The sequence below is a fragment of the Luteibacter sp. W1I16 genome (assembly GCF_050434905.1).
Lineage (GTDB): Bacteria > Pseudomonadota > Gammaproteobacteria > Xanthomonadales > Rhodanobacteraceae > Luteibacter.
In genome coordinates, this window is record NZ_JBNDJJ010000001.1 from 2,804,731 (window position 1) to 2,822,337 (window position 17,607).

Genomic DNA, 17,607 nt, shown 5'->3' on the forward strand with positions numbered 1-17,607 from the left:
GCGCCCTTTCCTCCACGCGAGAGCGAAGGCAATCCGATGATCCGCAGCATGACCGCCTATGCCTCCGCCGAGAGCGCCGGCCCGTCCGGCACGCTGACCTGCGAACTGCGCACGGTCAACCACCGTTACCTCGAGATCAGCCCGCGCCTGCCCGAGGAGATGCGGGGCTTCGAGAGCGCCGTGCGCGAACGGATCGCCACGCGCCTCTCGCGCGGCAAGGTGGACGTCACCGTCCGCCTGCGTTCCGAACCGGGCTCGGGCGAAGGCCTGCGGATCAACGGCTCGGTGTTGTCCCGCCTGTCCGAGCTCGCGCTGGACCTGGAACAGCGGTTCCCGCGGATGCACATCGAGTTCACCGAATTGCTCCGCTTCCCCGGCGTGCTGCAGCAAGCGGAAACCGATGCCGACGCCTTGCAGGGCGCGCTTCTGGACGTGCTCGACCGCGCGCTTGCCGTCCTGGGCGACACCCGGGGCCGCGAAGGCGCCAAGCTCGGCGAGATGCTGCGCGAGCGCCTCGACGCCATCGACAAGATCGTCGGCGACGTGCGCGGGTGGATCCCGGAGATTCGCGCGGCCTTGCGAGCCCGTCTCGAATCCCGTCTCGCCGACATCCGCCAGCCGGCCGACCCGGGCCGCCTGGAGCAGGAGCTCGTCCTTCAGATCACCCGTATCGACGTGGACGAAGAGCTCGACCGCCTCGCCACGCATATCTCCGAAGCCCGCCGCGTGCTGGCGCTGAAGGAGCCGGTCGGCCGCCGGCTCGATTTCCTCATGCAGGAATTCAACCGCGAGGCGAACACGCTGGGATCGAAGTCGGTGGATTCGCGCACGACCAACGCCGCCGTGGAACTCAAGGTGTTGATCGAGCAGATGCGCGAGCAGGTGCAGAATATCGAGTGATGTCGCCCGTCGTCTGACATGATGGGCAGGCATTTCCTCATCATCCCGTTATATCCTCCGAGCTGCACGGTACGTCGTGCGACCGATGTCACAGGTTGTGCCAACCTTCGGTAATGAAACTCCGAAGTGACCGTGTCACGCCTGGTTCACAGCCATCGCTAGGGTTGCTCTGACGCCGCTCTCAATCGTTTTCTCAGCGAGCCTTCGGTCTACAACAGCACGTGCGATCTGAAGCGTTCCCACCATGAGTGCGAACATATTGAGAGCCGTGGCGTGGGCCTTCTTTTTGTCGCCGGAAAGGAGTCGAGCGAACTCAGATGTGTAGCTCTGAAGTCCATCCTCATAGGCCTGTCGAGTTGGAACTGGCTGCCTTGCGATCTCCGGGAGCAGTGCAGCTGAGGGGCAGCCGTTGGCACAATCAGTCACATGATCAAGATTGAGATAGTCGCGAATCGCGGCTTCAAGTGCCTGTTGGCGACTCATTGCGTCGCGGCGGTCGGCAAGTGTTTCCACGAGGGTTTCGCGAACCAGCACATCCTTTGATGGAAAGTGCGCATAGAACGCACCGTTAGTCAGACCGGCGTCGGTCATGATGCCGGCTAGGCCAGAAGCTGCGATGCCCTTGGATCGCAGATGCTGCGAGGCAACCTCCAGGATGCGACGACGGGTCCGCTCCTTGTTGCCCTTCTCGAACTGTTGCATATCGGTCCCCATTTACCCAGCGGCTAAAAGCAGGGTCGACTCCAATTCACGGTCAAGGTACAGGCCCACCTCGGTGACTTCGGGATTGCCGAACTGTCCAAACAGAGACGACGGCAGGTCATACTCCAACACTGTTTCACCTTCATCCGATTCGAAGAGTGTAATTCGCAAGGGCGCGTACAGCGAAGCACGTATATCGTACAGCGAAGCACGTATATCGTGCCGGGTCATCTTTACCGCTGTCGTGGGGTTGCCCACCACGTACTGGATCGCGTTTCGCGGGCCGGTGGCAACGGTTAGCGTGCGGCCGTGGTCGCGCTTCGTGAAGATATAGAGCTTCGGACCTTTCTCCTCGATCTCGCGGACCCTCTCCTTATCGCCGCTGCCCATCATCTGGAGAAGACTGTCCGGCAGGGCGGGAAGGATACGCTCGATATTCTCCTTGACTATTGCGAATGGCAGGCTGGATGTAATTCGGATGTGCTCTACGGCTACGGTACGCCTGCTGATGTTGTGGTTCGTCATTGTGTTAACTCCTGATTTGTATCGACAAGACTGTAATATCAACGCGGCTTCGTGAGGTCACCGAAAACGTGTTCAATGCGCTGTGCTATGGAAAGAAGGTGGCTGTCGTCGCCGTGCTGGCCATCCAGCTCGATACCAAAGGGCAGTCCCTTGTGAGACATGCCGGTTGGAAGCGTTATGGCCGGGAGGCCTGCGATATTTGCCGGTAAGGTGTGGTTGGCGAGAGCAGTGAAATTAACGGTCTTGTCGCCAAGCCTGAATTCAAAGCGATCGTCGATGGAGGGCGCTGTCGTCGGTGTTGTAGGGAAGATCAGTGCATCCGCACCGCTCCTTGCGAACACATCCTTGAAACGGCGCTTTATCTCATCACGATGGGTGGTGCGGGACGTCTCGTACACGTCGTGCGAAGGGGTGAATTCGCCATGGGGAACCACACGCTGTTCCCAGGTAGCCTTGAGAAACGGCTGGATACCACGATGGATATAGTCAAACGTCGTTGGCACATGGTTTGTTTTGAGAAATTCGATAATGGACGATCGTGTTTCATGAAAGAACAGCGTCCATGCGGTCTGCTGAGTTAGCTCAGCAAAGTCGCTTCCAAGATCGATTTCGATCAGTTGGGCGCCGGCGTCGAGCAGCCTTCGCGAAAGCTCGTGAAAATGGGCGTCAACCTCAGGGTCTATGATCGCTTGAAATTGCCTCGGCGCGATTGCGAGTTTTACGCCTCGCAAGTCCCGTGCACTGGAGGCGATGCGTGGGAATCGGCCCCGCGTAATCACGCCGTCAATGAGAATACTGTCGTCAACGTTTCGCGTAAGGACACCGATGGTATCGAGCGTATGCGAAACTGGGGCCACGCCGTCGGATGGCCACCGGCCGTTGGTTGGCTTGTAACCCACAATGCCAGTCAGCGATGCCGGGACGCGGATTGATCCCACAGTGTCGCCACCGAGCGAAGCAGGTACCAGCCTGGCGGCCACGGCTGCGGCAGATCCGCTCGATGACCCGCCCGAAACATGGTCACGGTTGTGGGGATTGAGCACTTGGCCGTCGCGCGAGCTGTCGCCTGTCAGGCCATACGACATAGCAACAAGGTTGTTCTTGCCAAACACGATCGCTCCGGCTCCCTTAAGGGCGGCGACCGATGCGGCGTCGCGCGTAGGGACGAAATCGAAGTGCTCCAATCCGAATGTGGTCCTAATACCCTTGGTCAGATAGCTGTCCTTAACGCCAATAGGAACGCCGAGAAGCGGAAGAGCAAGACCCTCAGCGCGAAGCTTGTCTGCCTTGCGAGCTCGTTCCAAGACTGCTGTTTCGTCGATGGTCACGAACGCATTCAGGTCTGCACTCGCCCGGCTTCGCTCAAGGAGCGCCGCGGCGTAGAACTCTGAAGTCATGGAGCCCTCACGGATGGCAGCAGCAGCTTCAGCGACGCCGAGCTTCGACGCGTTTACAGAGTCAGATTGCTCGTGGATTTCGATAGGTTCGCTCATGAGGGCTCGTCCGGTGGGTGGTCAGGATGGCTGCGCCGCAGCGATAGTTAGATGATGATGTCAATATTATGATCATAATATTGAAGAGTCAATAGCCCATGCGGTCGGTGGCTATCGCTGGAAACGCGGGATGTGACGGTAGCTCGGCGCTTGCGACTTGCAGCGAAGAGAGCGGAGAGGGGTGCAAATAGCCTTTCTTGTGGGACATCCTGGCGGCTTACAGCCCGCCTGCACGAAGGTGCTAAGCCGGGCAGGCGGAGACATGCCGCCCGATGATAAAGTGACGCCCCCTTTCGACAAGGATTCCCTCCGCCATGAACAGCCGTCCGTCGTATCCCATCGGTACCCTTGGGCAACCCTGGGGTGCCGTGGAAATCGCCGACTGGCGTTCGCGACAGGTGAAGCGGCGCAGTTATGCCACGGACGTCCTGCAAGCGTTGAAATCCCTTCGCGAACGCTTCGACGTGGAGGAGTATGGCGCGCTCGACTATGCCGGCGAGCATTACCCCCTAATGACCGTCCGCAGCCGCGATTGGCGCGACGAACTGCCGGTCATGCTCGTGACCGGCGGCGTGCATGGCTACGAGACCAGCGGCGTGCACGGGGCATTGCAGTTCCTGCGCGATCACGCTCAGGATTACGAGGGACGCGCCAACCTGCTGGTGGTGCCCTGTGTCAGCCCTTGGGCCTATGAACGCATCCATCGCTGGAACCCCGATGCGATCGATCCCAATCGGAATTTTCGCGAGGGAAGCCCGTCGGGCGAGGCCGCAGCCCTGGTGAAGCTGTTGGCGCCGTTGCGCGGGCGCGTCCTCATGCATATCGACCTGCACGAAACCACCGACTCCGACGAGTCCGAATTCCGTCCCGCCCTCGCCGCGCGCGACGGCAAGGATTTCGAGCCGGGCGAGATCCCAGATGGCTTCTACCTCGTGGACGATACGGAGAATCCCCAGCCCGCATTCCAGCGGGCGGTGATCGAAGCGGTGGCCAAGGTCACGCATATCGCCCCCGCCGACGCGCACGGCGAGATCATCGGTTCACCGCAGGTGGCATCCGGCGTCATCGAGTACGCATTGAAGGCGCTTGGTTTGTGCGCGGGCATCACCGGCGCACGCTACACGACGACCACCGAGGTGTATCCGGACAGCCCGCGCGCCACGCCGCAGCAGTGCAACGATGCGCAGGTGGCGGCGGTGCGCGCGGCGATCGACTACGCGCTCGCTCACCGCTGACGTCATTGTGGCGCTGGTAATCGCGACGCGTGGCTGGCGACGATGACCCAGCCACCCGCCTTGCGCACGTACGTATCGGTGAACTGGAAGTTCAGCGCGTAAGGCTTGCCATCGGCCGTGCCCTCCACCCGCGTGATGCCGGTGGTGACGGCCGCGTCGCCATACAGGCGAACTTTCACGTCGCGGTTGCGGAACACGTCGTACTTCGTCCCGCCACGCAGGTCGGCGACCTCGTCGGCTCGCGTGGTGACGTTGCCGGTGGAACTGGTCAGGGTAAAGGTTGCGTCGAGATGGCGCTCCAGCCAATCGGCATCCTCACGTTCGAAGGCGGCGCAGATGTCGTGGTCGGCCTGCAGGACGTTCCGCAGGTCGTCCTTCTCCGCTGAAACCGCCGGCATGCTGGCGAAGAGCAGGGCGGGCAACAACGACGAAAGCAGGGCGGTGCGCATGGGCGTCTCCAGGCAGTGTCGGCCTAACGTATCGCAAGTCGGACTTTCCGGCACTTGACGCACCCTTGGCCGCCACGGCTAGGATCGACGATTCGTTCCGGGGGAAGGTGCGCCATGTCCATTCGTCACACGATGCTTGCCCTGTCGCTTGGCGGCTTGCTCGCTACCCCGGGCGTCCACGCCGCCACGGATGACGTGGCCCGCTGGCGGCAGGAAACGCAGGCCGTCACCATTGTTCGCGACGACTGGGGCATCGCGCATGTCCATGGCAAGAGCGATGCCGATGCCGTCTTCGGCATGGCCTATGCCCAGGCGGAAGACGACTTCAATCGCGTGGAGACCAACTATCTGACTTCGCTGGGCCGCACGGCCGAGGCCGAAGGGGAGTCCGCGCTGTGGCAGGATCTCCGGCAGAAGCTGTTCGTCGACCCGGAGGCGTTGAAGGCCGACTACGCGCGGAGCCCGGCGTGGCTCAAGCGGTTGATGGATGCCTGGGCCGACGGCCTCAACTATTACCTTGCCAGTCATCCGGAGGTGCAGCCGCGTGTGATCCGGCGCTTCGAGCCGTGGATGGCCTTGAGCTTCAGCGAAGGCAGCATCGGTGGCGACATCGAGAGGGTGAAGACGGCCGATCTACAGGCGTTCTACGGGAAAGATCCCGCCGGCGCCCTGGCGCAATTCGTGCCGCCGTCGAGCTGGGCGGAGCCAACTGGTTCGAATGGCATCGCCATCGCACCGAAGCTCACGGCGAATGGACACGCGCTGCTGCTGATCAATCCGCACACCTCGTTCTTCTTCCGCTCGGAATTGCAGATGTCGAGCGACGAGGGGCTGGACGCCTACGGCGCGGTCACCTGGGGCCAGTTCTTCATCTACCAGGGCTTCAACAAGCACATCGGCTGGATGCATACCTCCACCGGTGCCGACGTGGTGGATGAATTCGCCGAGACCATCGAGCGCAAGGACGGCAAGCTGTTCTACCGGTATGGCAAGGAACTCCGTCCGGTGGCATCGCGCGAGATCGTCGTGCCCGTGCGAGCGGCCAACGGGTCGCTCGCGGAACGCCGCTTCACCGTCTATGCGACGCACCACGGCCCCGTCGTTCGTTCGGAAGGCGGCAAGTGGATCGCGGTGGCGCTGATGAACAAGCCGCTGGAAGCCTTGCAACAGAGTTGGTTGCGAACCAAGGCCAATGATTACGCCACTTACATGAAGGTCGCGGAGCTGAAGGCGAACTCGTCGAACAACACGATCTATGCGGACGACAAGGGAAACATCGCCTACCTGCATCCTCAATTCATACCGAACCGCGACGACCGCTTCGACTATACGAAACCCGTCGATGGCAGCGACCCGGCGGCCGACTGGAAGGGAACGCTTCCGTTGGACAAGGCGCCGCATCTGTTCAATCCGCCGACCGGGTGGATCTTCAACACCAACGACTGGCCGTATTCGGCCGCCGGACCCGATAGCCCCAAGCAGGCCGACTACCCCCGCTACATGGATTCCGTCGGCGAGAATCCGCGCGGCTTGCACGCGACGCGTGTCCTTACAGGCAGGCGCGACTTCACGTTGGCTTCGCTGATCGACGCTGCCTTCGACCCGTACCTGCCGGCCTTCGCACGGCAACTACCCATCCTGATCGCGGATTACGATGCGCTTCCCGCCACCGACCCGCTGAAGCGGCAACTCGCAGGGCCCATCGCGCTGCTGCGCACCTGGGACTATCGCTGGGGCATCGCCTCGATGCCGACCTCGCTCGCCGTGTTCTGGGGCGACATCCTGTGGGACAAGGCGAGCAAGCTGGACACGGCGGAAGGCTTATCGGTCTACGACGTGATGGCGGAGAAGGCGGGTCCGAAGGTGCGATTGAATGCGCTGGCCGAGGCGGCGGACCGGCTGGAAAGGGATTTCGGCAGCTGGGGCGTGCCCTGGGGCGAGGTCAATCGCTTCCAGCGTGTCGACGGTGCGATCAAGCAACGTTTCGACGATGCGAAGCCGAGCATCCCCGTGCCGTTCACGTCGTCGCGCTGGGGCTCGCTGGCCTCGTTCGGCGCGCATCGCTGGCCCGGCACGAAGCGCTACTACGGCACCAGCGGCAATAGCTTCGTCGCCGTGGTGGAATTCGGCGCCAAGGTGCGTGCCCGTGCGATAACCGCGGGCGGCGAAAGCGGAGATCCTTCGTCGAAGCATTTCAACGACGAGGCCGAGCGTTACACCACGGGCAACCTGCGCACGGTGTATTTCTGGCCTGAAGAACTCGAAGGGCATGTCGAACGGACGTACCATCCGGGTGGGTGATCGGCTTCCCACGACTTACCAAGGGGACATGACGCATGGATAAGTGGATCCGAAGCGTGCTTCTCGCATTGTCCGGCATCGCGGCGTCGACGGTGACGCTTGCCGCCGAAACGCCGCCCGATGCCGGTCGGCATGCGGACCAGGCGTGGCTGCTCAAGGCGGACCGCGTCTTCGACGCCCGTGACGAGCAGGCGCACGCAGGTTGGGTGGTCCTCGTACAGGGCGACAAGATCACGGAAGTCGGGCCTGCAGCGAAGATCTCCGCGCCACCGGGCACGCAGGCCATCGACCTGCCTGGCATGACCCTGCTGCCCGGCCTTATCGATGCCCACTCCCACGTTTTCCTGCACCCGTACAACGAAACCCTGTGGAACGACCAGGTATTGAAGGAATCGCTCGCGCTCCGCACGATCCAGGCCGTGAAGCATGCGCGCGACACCTTGATGAACGGCTTCACCGCCTTGCGCGATCTCGGCACGGAGGGCGCGGGCTATGCCGACGTGGACGTGCAACAGGCCATCGACAAGGGCCTCATCCCGGGTCCGCACCTGTTCGTGGCCACGCGCGCGATCGTGGCCGGGCACTGCTATGGACCGGGGCCACTGGGCTTCCGTGACGACATCGACCTGCCGCAGGGCGCCGCTCCGGTCAGCGGCACCGCGCAGATGATCGACGCCGTGCGCGACCAGGCGGCGCATGGAGCGGACTGGATCAAGCTCTACGCCGACTACCACTGCGGCAAGGCCAAGGGCTCGATGCCGACGTTGAGCCAGGAGGAATTGAACGCCGCCGTCGAGACCGCGCACTCGCTGGGGTTGCCGGTAGCGGTGCATTCCTCCACGGCCGAAGGCATGCGCCGATCGGTCGAGGCCGGCGTCGAGACCATCGAACATGGCTACGACGGCACGCCCGAAGTGTTCGCGCTGATGAAGAAGCACGGCGTGGCCTACATGCCCACGCTCGAAGCCAGCGCCGCCTACGCCGAATACTTTGGCGGATGGAAGCCGGGCCAGCCACCGACCGAGGCGATGGTGAAGTCGGCGAAGGCGTTCAAGCTCGCCATGGACGCCGGTGTGACCATAGGCAATGGCAGCGACGTGGGCGTGTTCGCGCACGGCACCAACTACAAGGAACTGGAATGGATGGTGCGCGATGGCATGACCCCCGCCCGTGCCCTGCTTGCCGCGACGGCGGTGGACGCGAAGGTGCTTCGCCAGCAGGACCGGATCGGGCAGCTTCGCAGCGGACTGCAAGCCGACATCATCGCCGTGCCCGGCGACCCGACGAAGGACATCGGGACGCTCGCGCACGTCGCTTTCGTGATGAAGGGCGGGGTGGTATACAAACGACCCGATTGAGCGGCGCGAAGGACGCTACGTGGGAAACGCCACCCCCGTCTGAAGCTCGCTGAGCGCCCAGAGGCGCTCGGCGGCCGCGGGGTCGATGGCCCATGGACGCACGCCCACCTCGTTACTCAATCGGCCGACGGTGTTGTCCGCCTCCACGAGGATCGGCGAGATGTCGTTGTCCTCACAGTAGACGCCGCCGATATCTTCGAGTCGCGGATGCGTCGCCGTCCAGACGCTTGTCGAAGCGCCCTGCGGCACACTCTTGAAGGTACGAGCCACCTCGGCGACGAGGCCACCTTCCGCATCGATCACGCCCAATGTGCGCAGGTCATCCTGCGTCATGTGACGGGTGAGATCGGTCATGATGCCGCCGGGATGCAATGCGAAGGCACGGACGCCATGCCTGCGGCCTCGCGCGTCGAGCGCCACGGCGAAGAGGGCATTGGCGGTCTTGGACTGGCCATAGGCGAGCCAGCGATCGTACTCGCGGTGCTGGAAGTTCGGATCGTCGAAATCGACCGCGGCGAAACGGTGGCCGCGCGAGGATACCGAGACCACCCGTGCGCCGCCGGCGCGCTTGAGCGCAGGCCATAGTCGCGCCGTCAGCTGGTAGTGCCCCAGATGGTTCGTCGCGAACTGGAGTTCGTAGCCACGGACATCGCGGGTGAGCGGGCAAGCCATGATGCCGGCGCTGTTGACCAGGATGTGCAGTGGCGCGTCCTCAGCGAGGAAGGCCGCGGCGAAGGCATCGATCGAATCCGGGTCGGCGAGATCCATCGCTGCGATCTCGACATCGATGTGTTCGAGGTTCTTGCGGGCCTTGGCGAGATCGCGGGCAGGCACGATCACCCGTGCTCCCGCGGCGCGAAGCACGCGAGCGGTTTCGGTGCCGATGCCGGAATAGCCTCCGGTCACAATGGCGGTCTTGCCGGTGAGGTCGATCCCGGCGATGACCTCGTCGGCGGTGGATGCGGCGGTGAAGCCGGAATGGATGGGGGTCTGTGGGGTGGACATCGGATGCTTCCTTGGAGGGTCCGATTAGCCTAGGGGCGCATCTCCGAACGATGAATGCTTGAAAGTCCGTCTTACATGCTCAATCGTTCGGCCCATGAACCAAGATCCGATCTCCGACATTTTGCGGCTGGCCGATGTGGAGTCGGTGGTCTCCGGCGGCTTCACCGCCGGCGGCGAATGGGCGATTCGCTTTCCCGCCCCCGACAAGCTGAAGTTCTTCGCTTCGATCAGAGGCTCATGTGGATTGCAGATAGAGGGCGAGCCGCGGGCATTCCGGATCGAACCCGGTGACGTGCTCCTTCTCACGGCGGCGCGTGCCTTTACTATGGCGAGCCATCCGGCCGTGACGCCGGTAGATGCGCCCACTGTGTTCGAGGGCCGTACCTCGCCAATCGTCGAACTGGGGGGTGGGCAGGACATCCTGTTGATCGGGGGACACGTCCGCCTCGATCCCGCCTATGCGCCTATGCTGGCCGAGGCGCTGCCGCCACTGGTGCACGTAAGGGCTTCGACGCCGGAGGCGCGATTCATGCGCTGGATCCTCGATAGCCTGGTCGAGGAAAGCCGCAGCGACCAACCCGGTTCCGGACTGGCGATGACCCAGCTCGCCCACCTGCTCTTCGTCCATATCCTGCGTGCCCATCTCTCCGTGGAAGGACCGCTGAAGGCGGGGTGGCTGCGGGTGGCCGCCGACCGGCGCCTGGCACCGGCACTGCGCCTCATGCACGGTGCACCCGGCAAGCCGTGGCGCCTGGATCAGCTGGCGCAGGCCACCGCCATGTCGCGGACCCTTTTCGCCTCCCATTTCAAGGTGGTGGCGGGCATCGCCCCGCTTACCTACCTGGCTCACTGGCGGATGCGGCTGGCCCAGCACGCGTTGCGCCGTGGGGATGTGCCGGTGACGACCTTGGCGCGCGACCTAGGGTACGCGTCGGAAAGCGCCTTCAGCCATGCGTTCAAGCGGATCGTGGGCGTGTCGCCGAGCCGCTACGGTCATCCGGTGAAAGGCGGCCGATAGCTGAACCCGCTACAATTGTGTTTTGCACGATGCGGTGCCACCGGGAGCGAGCCATGAACCCCCAACGAGTTAGCCGCGGATGATCGAAGGCACCCTGTTCGTGGTGGCCGCGCCTTCCGGTGCGGGAAAGTCCACGTTGGTCAACGCGCTGCTTGAGCGCGAGCCCGCCATATCCCTGTCCGTGTCGCATACCACTCGTCCGCCGAGGGTGGGCGAGGAATACGGCCGGCACTATTTCTTCGTCGAGCGCCCGGATTTCGAGCGCGAGATCGCCGACGGCATCTTTCTTGAGCATGCCGAAGTGCACGGCAACCTCTACGGCACCTCGCGTACCGTGGTGGAAGGCAAACTGGCCGAAGGCGCCGATGTCCTGCTGGAGATCGACTGGCAAGGCGCGCGCCAGGTGCGCAAGGGCAAGCCGGATTGCGTCAGTGTTTTCATCCTCCCGCCATCCAGGGGGGAACTCGAACGCCGCCTGCGGGGTCGAGGATCGGATGCGCCGGAGGTGATCGAGCGCCGCCTGTTCAACTCCCGCGAGGAAATCGCGCATGCGCACGAGTTCGACTACATCATCGTCAACGATCGTTTCGAGGACGCCCTGGGCGATCTCCAGGCGATCGTCCGCGCCGTCCGCCAGCGCACGCCGTGGTCGGCCCGCCGCCACGAATCGCTGATCGAGGAGTTGCTCGCACCATGACCGACGACGCCATCGTCCGCATCCGCGGCCTGACCACCGTCCTCAACGGCAAGACCATCTTCGACAACCTCGACCTCGACATCCCGCGTGGCAAGGTCACGGCGATCATGGGGCCGAGCGGCACCGGCAAGACCACCCTGCTGAAGCACATCACCGGCCAGATGCGCGGCGACGCCGGCAGCGTGGAGGTCGACGGCGAGAACGTGCCGGCGCTTTCCCGCGAACGGCTGTTCGGCCTGCGCGAGCGGATCGGCTACCTGTTCCAGAACTCCGCCCTGCTCACGGACTTCGACGTCTTCGAGAACGTGGCCTTCCCGCTGCGTCAGCACACCCGGCTGCCGGAAGAGCTCATTCGCAACATCGTGTTGAACAAGTTGCAGGCGGTGGGCCTGCGCGGTGCCGCCCGGTTGATGCCCACGGAGCTTTCCGGCGGCATGGCCCGTCGCGTGGCGCTGGCGCGCGCCATCGTGTTCGACCCGGCGTTGATCCTCTACGACGAACCCTTCGTCGGGCTGGACCCGATCGCCCTGAACCAGGTGCTGCTGCTGATCCGCACGCTCAACCAGACCCTGGGCATCACCAGCGTGCTGGTGGCGCATGAGCTGGCGGCCGTGCAGAAAGTGGCCGACCGCGTTTACCTGATCGCCAATGGCAAGGTCGTCGCCCAGGGCGCGCCCGACTCCCTCGCCAGCGACGGCTCGCCGTGGACGGCGCAGTTCTTCGGCGGCGAGCCCGACGGCCCGGTTCCTTTCCAGTATCCCGCGGGCGACTACGCCACCGCGCTCGGTTTCCCCGGAGGCAAGGCATGACCGCCAAGGACGACAACGTCGTCATTCGCAGCCTGGCGCAGATCGGCGCCTGCGGGCTCTTCCTGCTGACTATCCTCGCGGCCGTGCCGCGTAGCCTGCGCCATGGCCGCGAAACGATCCGCCAGATATGGTTCGTCGGCGCGATGAGCCTCACCATCGTGATGACCTGCGGCCTGTTCGTCGGCATGGTGCTGGGCTTGCAGCTTTACGACGTGCTCTCGATCTTCGGTGGCACGTCCGCTACCGGCACCGTCGTCGCGATCGCGATCTACCGGGAACTCGGCCCGGTGGTCACGGCCTTGCTGTTCGCCGGCCGCGCCGGTACCTCGGTCACGGCCGAGATCGGCCTCATGCGCGCCACCGACCAGCTCGACGCCATGGAGATGATGGCTGTCGATCCGATCGCCTACGTGGCCGCGCCGCGATTCCTCGCCGGCGTCGTCGCCTTGCCCCTGCTCGCCGTGGTGTTCTGCGCCATGGGTGTATTCGGTGGCCACCTGGTCGGCGTGACCTGGCTGGGCATCGACAACGGCACCTTCTGGTCGAACATGACCGCGACCGTCGACGTCCAGAAGGACATCATCGATGGCGTGCTGCTCAAATCCATCGCCTTCGGCATCGTGGTCTCCCTGATCGCGGTGTTCCAGGGCTACACCACCCCGCCCACCAGCGAGGGCGTCGCCTATGCGACGACCCGCACGGTGGTGGCCTCGTCCATCGCCATCCTGGCGCTGGACTTCGTCCTCACCTCGTTCCTGATCTGAGGCACCGGAGACCCGCCATGACCCGTCATTCCTTCATCGCCCATTCGAGGATCGTGCCGTGACCCAGAGACGTTCCTATGCCGTCGGCACCGGCCTTTTCATCGTGCTCGGTTTCGCCGCCCTCGCTTACCTCGCCACGCAGACCACCTCGGTGGCCAATGCCAGCCAGGGTTCCAGTTACGTGGTGGAAACCCACTTCGCCAATGTGGGCCAGTTGAAGACCCGCGCCCCGGTGAAGATCGCCGGCGTACGTGTCGGCTCGGTGCAATCGATCGAGCTGGTGCCGGGCAAGGAGGAGGCCAAGGTCACCTTGTCCATCGACGACCGGCACAAGGACATCCCGGACGATTCCGTCGCCACGATCTTCACCAGCGGCCTGCTGGGCGACCAGTACGTGGGCATCCAGTTCGGGCGCTCCAAGAATCCCGTGAAGGAAGGCGGCGAGATCGGCCTGACCCGTCCGGCGCAGCAGCTGGAGGAAATGCTCGGCAAGTTCTTCGGCGGCGGCAGCGCGCCGGACCGCCTCGGTGGCACTTTCCACGTGACCGGTAACTTCACCAACGTCGGCGCCCTGCAGCCTGGCGCGGCGGTGAAGATGGCCGGCGTGCCCATCGGCAGCGTCGATTCGGTGGTGATCAAGCCGGGTAGCAGTGAAGCCACGGTGACCCTTGCGATCGACAAACGCTACTCCCAGATACCGGATGACTCGTCGGCCGCGGTGTTCACCAGCGGTTTGATCGGTAGCCAGTATGTTGCGATCCAACCCGGCGGGTCGCCGGAATACCTGGCGGAAGGCGACAGCTTCGTGCTCACGCAGTCCGCGCTCCAGCTGGAAGACCTGATCGGCAAGTTCCTGGTGAACGGTTCGCCGAGCGACAACAAGTCCGGTGGCGCCCAGGGCTCCACCCAACCCGACAACGCCGGCAAGAAGTAAGGCCGGACCAGGAGACACCGCATGTTGCGTCAGCTTTCCCTCGCCATCGCCCTCGCCGTGACCACGGCGGCGGCCGCGCCCGTCTTCGCGCAGGCCGCTCCCGCTCCGGCCGCCGCGGTCGACGCGCAGTCCCCGCAGGGCATCGTCACCACCATCTCCGACGACCTCGCCAAGGCCATCGAGGGTCACCAGGCCGAACTGAAGAGCGACAAGGAAAAGCTCATCGCCGTCATCGACGACGTTTTCCTGCCGCATTTCGACATCGACTACGCCTCGATCCTCGTGCTCGGCCAGAATGCCTCCAAGGCGACCCCCGAGCAGCGCGAGCGCTTCGCCAAGGCCTTCTACAACTCGATCACCCACCGCTATGCGGAGGGCCTGCTCAACTACACCCGGGGCCGCGTGAAGGTCCTGCCGTTCAGTGGCGACCTCAACAACAAGCGCACCGTCGTGCGTACGCAGGTGATGCTCGACGACGGCAAGTCCGTCTCGGTCGACTACGCGTTCCGCAAGTCGAAGACGGGCGACTGGAAGGCCTACGACGTGATTATCGAGGGTATTTCGTACATCACGAACTACCGCAACCAGGTCGATGCCGAGATCAAGAAGGAAGGCCTGGACAAGCTGACGGCCGATCTCGAGCAGAAGGGTTCGGCGGCCATCGACGAGATGCAGCAGCAGAACGGCGGCGCCCGCAAGTGAGCCAGCCGGCCTTTCAGCTGGGCAACCCGGCGCCGGAGACCCTGACGGTCTCCGGCGCGCTGACGTTCGCCACCGCGGCCGAAGCACTGGATGCCGCTCGCCACCAGCTGGACGGCGGACGCCAGGTCAACCTCGACCTCGCCGGCCTGTCCCAGGTCGATAGCGCCGGCCTCGCCACCGTGCTGGCCTTGCTGGCCCACACCCGCAGCCAGGGCAGGACGCTTTCCGTCACCCACGCCCCCGCCGGCCTGCAAGCCCTGGCCCGCGTCTCCGGCGTCGACTCCTTCTTCTAATCCACCCACCCCTGGTGGAAGCCGACCCTGGTGGGAGCCGACCTTGTCGGCGATCCCGCGGCAGCGGGCCAGTTTGATGCACGGCTCGGCTTCGCCCTCGCATTCGTTGGTGAGGCAGAGCCGTCGGCCGCCACCCTCGTCGCTCCGGTTCCACCGTCGCTCGGGAAAGGATGCCGCTTCGCGGCCATGTTCTATTGCTGACGCCCCGTCGCGCCCGGAGCGCCGGGCGGGGTTTCCGATTCGCCTTCCTGGCTCAGCGGAAACGGCCGGCCATCCATGGCCGGCCCCCTGACGGGCCTTTTCGCCCGTCGCTCCTCGGTTCCACAAGTCGCGCCGAGGGTGGCGGCCGACGGCTCTCTGCGCACTGAGGGGTCGTGCGACACGAGCAACGCTCGCGACCTGAGGCAAGCGGTTACGTGTGACTCCCCCGCACCCGGGTGGGAAGCGGGCTGGCCCGCGATTCGCCACCCTGTTTCGAGCGAATGAGGCGGTGCACGGCAACCGAGCGAGCGGTGACAAGCCTCGCCCGATCACTGCAAAGCTTCCTTCACCAGCAGAAAGATTGAGGCATCGCGGGCCAGCCCGCTTCCCACCCGGGTGCGGTCTTCCCACCTGGGTGCAGCAAACCGGGAACCGTCAGGCGGCAAGTGACTAGCGGTCAATGGCCACTGGCACGGCGGGCTTTGCTCTTCCCACCACCCCACCGCCGTGTCGAGAGAGCTGCCGGGCGCCACCCTCGGCGCGACATGAGGAGCCGAGGAGGGGCGGGCGGAAAAGGCCCGGAGGGGATCGGCCTGGACGGCCGATCGTTTTCGCTGAGCCACGGAGGGCGAATCGAAAACCCCCGCCCGCCCGTCCGAGCCCGAAGGGGCGCCAGCCATCAGGCATGGCCGCGCAGCGGCTTCCCTTCCCAAGGGACGGCGCCGCCTGTCGCGCCGAGGGTGGCGCCCGGCAGCTCCCCCGCCACGCACACAGCGAATGCGAGGGCGAAGCCGAGCCCCGAATCGCGAAGCACCAGCGGCCCTTCCAAGAAGCACCAACGGAAAAGGGCCCCGAGGGGCCCTTTTCGTCACTGCGGCTTTTCGCCGTTCTGCCGTTCCCAGGTGTGCTGCTCGTCGAGCAGTTTGTCCGGGTCGAAGTCCTTGCTGTCGTTCAGGCCCTGCATCTGCTCGATGGCTTCCGGCGGTGGGTTGCCGTAGTAGATGCTGTAGAGGCGCTGCTGGCGGTAGGCGTCGCGGATGAACACGTACGGGTCATAAGCGGAAGCCAGGAAGCTCTCCGCGTCGATGCCCCGCGAGCGCAGGGTCACGAGATAGAGCACCTGCGGCACGTACTGCTGGCCGTACTTGAAGTCGTGGTTACGCGTGTAATAGCTGAGCGGGTCGAAGAAGTAGCTGTCGACCGGCAGGCGCCAGACGTCGCGGACCGTGGTCGGGCCCACGAAAGGGAGGACCAGGTAGTCGCCCTCGGGCACGCCCCAGCGGGCCAGGGTCACGCCGAAATCGTTCTGTTCCAGCGGGAGGCCGAGCAGGCTGGCCGGGTCCTTGAAGCCCAGGAAGCCGATCGTCAGGTTCACGACGAACCGGCTGGTGGTCAGCAAGGCCTGCTTGGGACGGGCCTGGAGCAGGTCGTTGGCCACCGTCACCGGCAAGCGGATATTCGTGTAGAAGTCGCTGATGGCCGTGCGCACGGGAGGATTGGTCACCTTCCGGTAGCCGACGGCCACGGGGCGGATGACCGCTTTGTCCAGCGAATCGTTGAAGGCGTAGACCTTGCGATTGAACTTCTCGTTCGGATCGTCGGTACGCGGGGGCGCGATGTGGCAGGCGGCCAGCAGGGCGGCGGCGAGGAGGCCTAGCGCGGTGCGGACGGTCCGTTGCAGGGTTCTGGGGCGCATCGATGTGGCTTTAGGGGTGGGGCGGTGCTTTAGTGTACCGCGCGGTATTATTATTTGCACGAAGGGCCCGTCCGTCCTGGTCAGAACCGCGCATGATACCCCTACCCCGATTGCCAGCCAACGGGCCGGGCGGCTAAACTGCACGGTCAGAAGTATCTTTATTGTCAAGGATTTGAAATGGCCCGTATTACCGTCGAAGACTGCCTCGAGGTAGTCGACAACCGCTTTGAGCTCGTGCTCATGGCGACCAAGCGCGCGCGCCAGTTGTCCAAAGGCGCCGAACCGACCCTCGACCCGAACAACGACAAGCCGACCGTGCTCGCCCTGCGCGAGATCGCCGATCGTCGCGTCAGCGACGAAATGATCGACGAAATCGACCGCGCCGCCCGTGAGCGTGCCGAGCGTGAAGCCCTCGAGTGGGCCGCCACCGAAGTGGACGACGACCTCTCGAAGGGCGGAGATGATTGATGACGCCGGGTCGTTGTCGGCCCTGCATTCATCCTCACCCTGCGCACGCTGACGCGC

General features: G+C 64.3%; 18 protein-coding genes. 12 read left to right on the forward strand and 6 right to left on the reverse strand.

What is annotated here, in order from left to right; translation table 11 throughout:
- The first annotated feature begins 36 nt into the window (after window positions 1-36).
- A complete protein-coding gene (locus QFZ41_RS12375) occupies window positions 37-900 on the forward strand; it encodes a YicC/YloC family endoribonuclease (protein WP_429199052.1) in 864 nt (287 codons plus the stop codon).
- A 135-nt stretch (window positions 901-1,035) separates the two neighbouring features.
- Here QFZ41_RS12375 and QFZ41_RS12380 read toward each other — a convergent pair whose 3' ends face one another.
- From QFZ41_RS12380 to QFZ41_RS12390, 3 genes are read right to left on the reverse strand one after another with little or no spacing between them, the layout of a single operon-like run.
- A complete protein-coding gene (locus QFZ41_RS12380) occupies window positions 1,036-1,602 on the reverse strand; it encodes a TetR/AcrR family transcriptional regulator (protein ID WP_429199053.1) in 567 nt (188 codons plus the stop codon).
- A gap of 12 nt (window positions 1,603-1,614) precedes the next feature.
- The gene (locus QFZ41_RS12385) at window positions 1,615-2,127 is read right to left on the reverse strand and encodes a DUF302 domain-containing protein (protein ID WP_429199054.1); all 513 of its coding nucleotides are present in this window, start codon (window positions 2,125-2,127) and stop codon (window positions 1,615-1,617) included.
- Window positions 2,128-2,165: 38 nt separating this feature from the next.
- Window positions 2,166-3,620, reverse strand: a complete 1,455-nt coding sequence (locus QFZ41_RS12390) for an amidase family protein (protein WP_429199055.1) — start codon at window positions 3,618-3,620, stop codon at window positions 2,166-2,168.
- A 314-nt stretch (window positions 3,621-3,934) separates the two neighbouring features.
- Here QFZ41_RS12390 and QFZ41_RS12395 point away from each other — a divergent pair, with 314 nt between their 5' ends.
- Window positions 3,935-4,855: a M14 family metallopeptidase gene (locus QFZ41_RS12395; RefSeq protein ID WP_429199056.1), complete on the forward strand. Its 921-nt coding sequence runs from the start codon at window positions 3,935-3,937 to the stop codon at window positions 4,853-4,855.
- A gap of 2 nt (window positions 4,856-4,857) precedes the next feature.
- Here QFZ41_RS12395 and QFZ41_RS12400 read toward each other — a convergent pair whose 3' ends face one another.
- Window positions 4,858-5,304, reverse strand: a complete 447-nt coding sequence (locus tag QFZ41_RS12400; protein ID WP_429199057.1) for a nuclear transport factor 2 family protein — start codon at window positions 5,302-5,304, stop codon at window positions 4,858-4,860.
- Window positions 5,305-5,418: 114 nt separating this feature from the next.
- Here QFZ41_RS12400 and QFZ41_RS12405 point away from each other — a divergent pair, with 114 nt between their 5' ends.
- Window positions 5,419-7,605, forward strand: coding sequence for a penicillin acylase family protein (locus tag QFZ41_RS12405; RefSeq protein ID WP_429199058.1), 2,187 nt, complete (start codon window positions 5,419-5,421; stop codon window positions 7,603-7,605).
- Window positions 7,606-7,640: 35 nt separating this feature from the next.
- Window positions 7,641-8,963, forward strand: a complete 1,323-nt coding sequence (locus QFZ41_RS12410; RefSeq protein WP_429199059.1) for an amidohydrolase family protein — start codon at window positions 7,641-7,643, stop codon at window positions 8,961-8,963.
- 15 nt (window positions 8,964-8,978) lie between these two features.
- Here QFZ41_RS12410 and QFZ41_RS12415 read toward each other — a convergent pair whose 3' ends face one another.
- Entirely contained in the window at window positions 8,979-9,968 is a 990-nt protein-coding gene (locus tag QFZ41_RS12415; RefSeq protein WP_429199060.1) for an oxidoreductase, read from the reverse strand.
- 94 nt (window positions 9,969-10,062) lie between these two features.
- On the opposite strand from QFZ41_RS12415, the gene QFZ41_RS12420 reads away from it, so the two are divergent.
- The 7 genes from QFZ41_RS12420 (at window position 10,063) to QFZ41_RS12450 (ending at window position 15,185) form a co-directional block, all read left to right on the forward strand.
- A complete protein-coding gene (locus QFZ41_RS12420) occupies window positions 10,063-10,986 on the forward strand; it encodes an AraC family transcriptional regulator (protein ID WP_429199061.1) in 924 nt (307 codons plus the stop codon).
- A 79-nt stretch (window positions 10,987-11,065) separates the two neighbouring features.
- Window positions 11,066-11,683 (forward strand): guanylate kinase, encoded by a 618-nt coding sequence (gmk, locus tag QFZ41_RS12425; RefSeq protein ID WP_429199062.1) that lies wholly within the window; start codon window positions 11,066-11,068, stop codon window positions 11,681-11,683.
- Window positions 11,680-12,492, forward strand: a complete 813-nt coding sequence (locus QFZ41_RS12430) for an ABC transporter ATP-binding protein (protein WP_429199063.1) — start codon at window positions 11,680-11,682, stop codon at window positions 12,490-12,492. The genes gmk and QFZ41_RS12430 overlap by 4 nt, the downstream gene beginning before the upstream one ends.
- Window positions 12,489-13,256, forward strand: a complete 768-nt coding sequence (gene mlaE / locus QFZ41_RS12435) for a lipid asymmetry maintenance ABC transporter permease subunit MlaE (protein WP_429199064.1) — start codon at window positions 12,489-12,491, stop codon at window positions 13,254-13,256. Before QFZ41_RS12430 ends, mlaE begins: the two co-directional genes overlap by 4 nt.
- 58 nt (window positions 13,257-13,314) lie before the next feature.
- A complete protein-coding gene (gene mlaD, locus QFZ41_RS12440; protein WP_429199065.1) occupies window positions 13,315-14,190 on the forward strand; it encodes an outer membrane lipid asymmetry maintenance protein MlaD in 876 nt (291 codons plus the stop codon).
- Between the two features lie 21 nt (window positions 14,191-14,211).
- A complete protein-coding gene (locus QFZ41_RS12445) occupies window positions 14,212-14,892 on the forward strand; it encodes an MlaC/ttg2D family ABC transporter substrate-binding protein (RefSeq protein WP_429199066.1) in 681 nt (226 codons plus the stop codon).
- Complete coding sequence (locus tag QFZ41_RS12450) at window positions 14,889-15,185, forward strand: STAS domain-containing protein (RefSeq protein WP_429199067.1); 297 nt, start codon at window positions 14,889-14,891, stop codon at window positions 15,183-15,185. The genes QFZ41_RS12445 and QFZ41_RS12450 overlap by 4 nt, the downstream gene beginning before the upstream one ends.
- A 1,069-nt stretch (window positions 15,186-16,254) precedes the next feature.
- Here the strand turns inward: QFZ41_RS12450 and QFZ41_RS12455 are convergent.
- Window positions 16,255-17,082: an MlaA family lipoprotein gene (locus QFZ41_RS12455; protein ID WP_429199068.1), complete on the reverse strand. Its 828-nt coding sequence runs from the start codon at window positions 17,080-17,082 to the stop codon at window positions 16,255-16,257.
- 177 nt (window positions 17,083-17,259) lie between these two features.
- Here QFZ41_RS12455 and rpoZ point away from each other — a divergent pair, with 177 nt between their 5' ends.
- Window positions 17,260-17,550, forward strand: a complete 291-nt coding sequence (gene rpoZ / locus QFZ41_RS12460) for a DNA-directed RNA polymerase subunit omega (RefSeq protein ID WP_306849349.1) — start codon at window positions 17,260-17,262, stop codon at window positions 17,548-17,550.
- The last annotated feature ends 57 nt before the right edge of the window (window positions 17,551-17,607 follow it).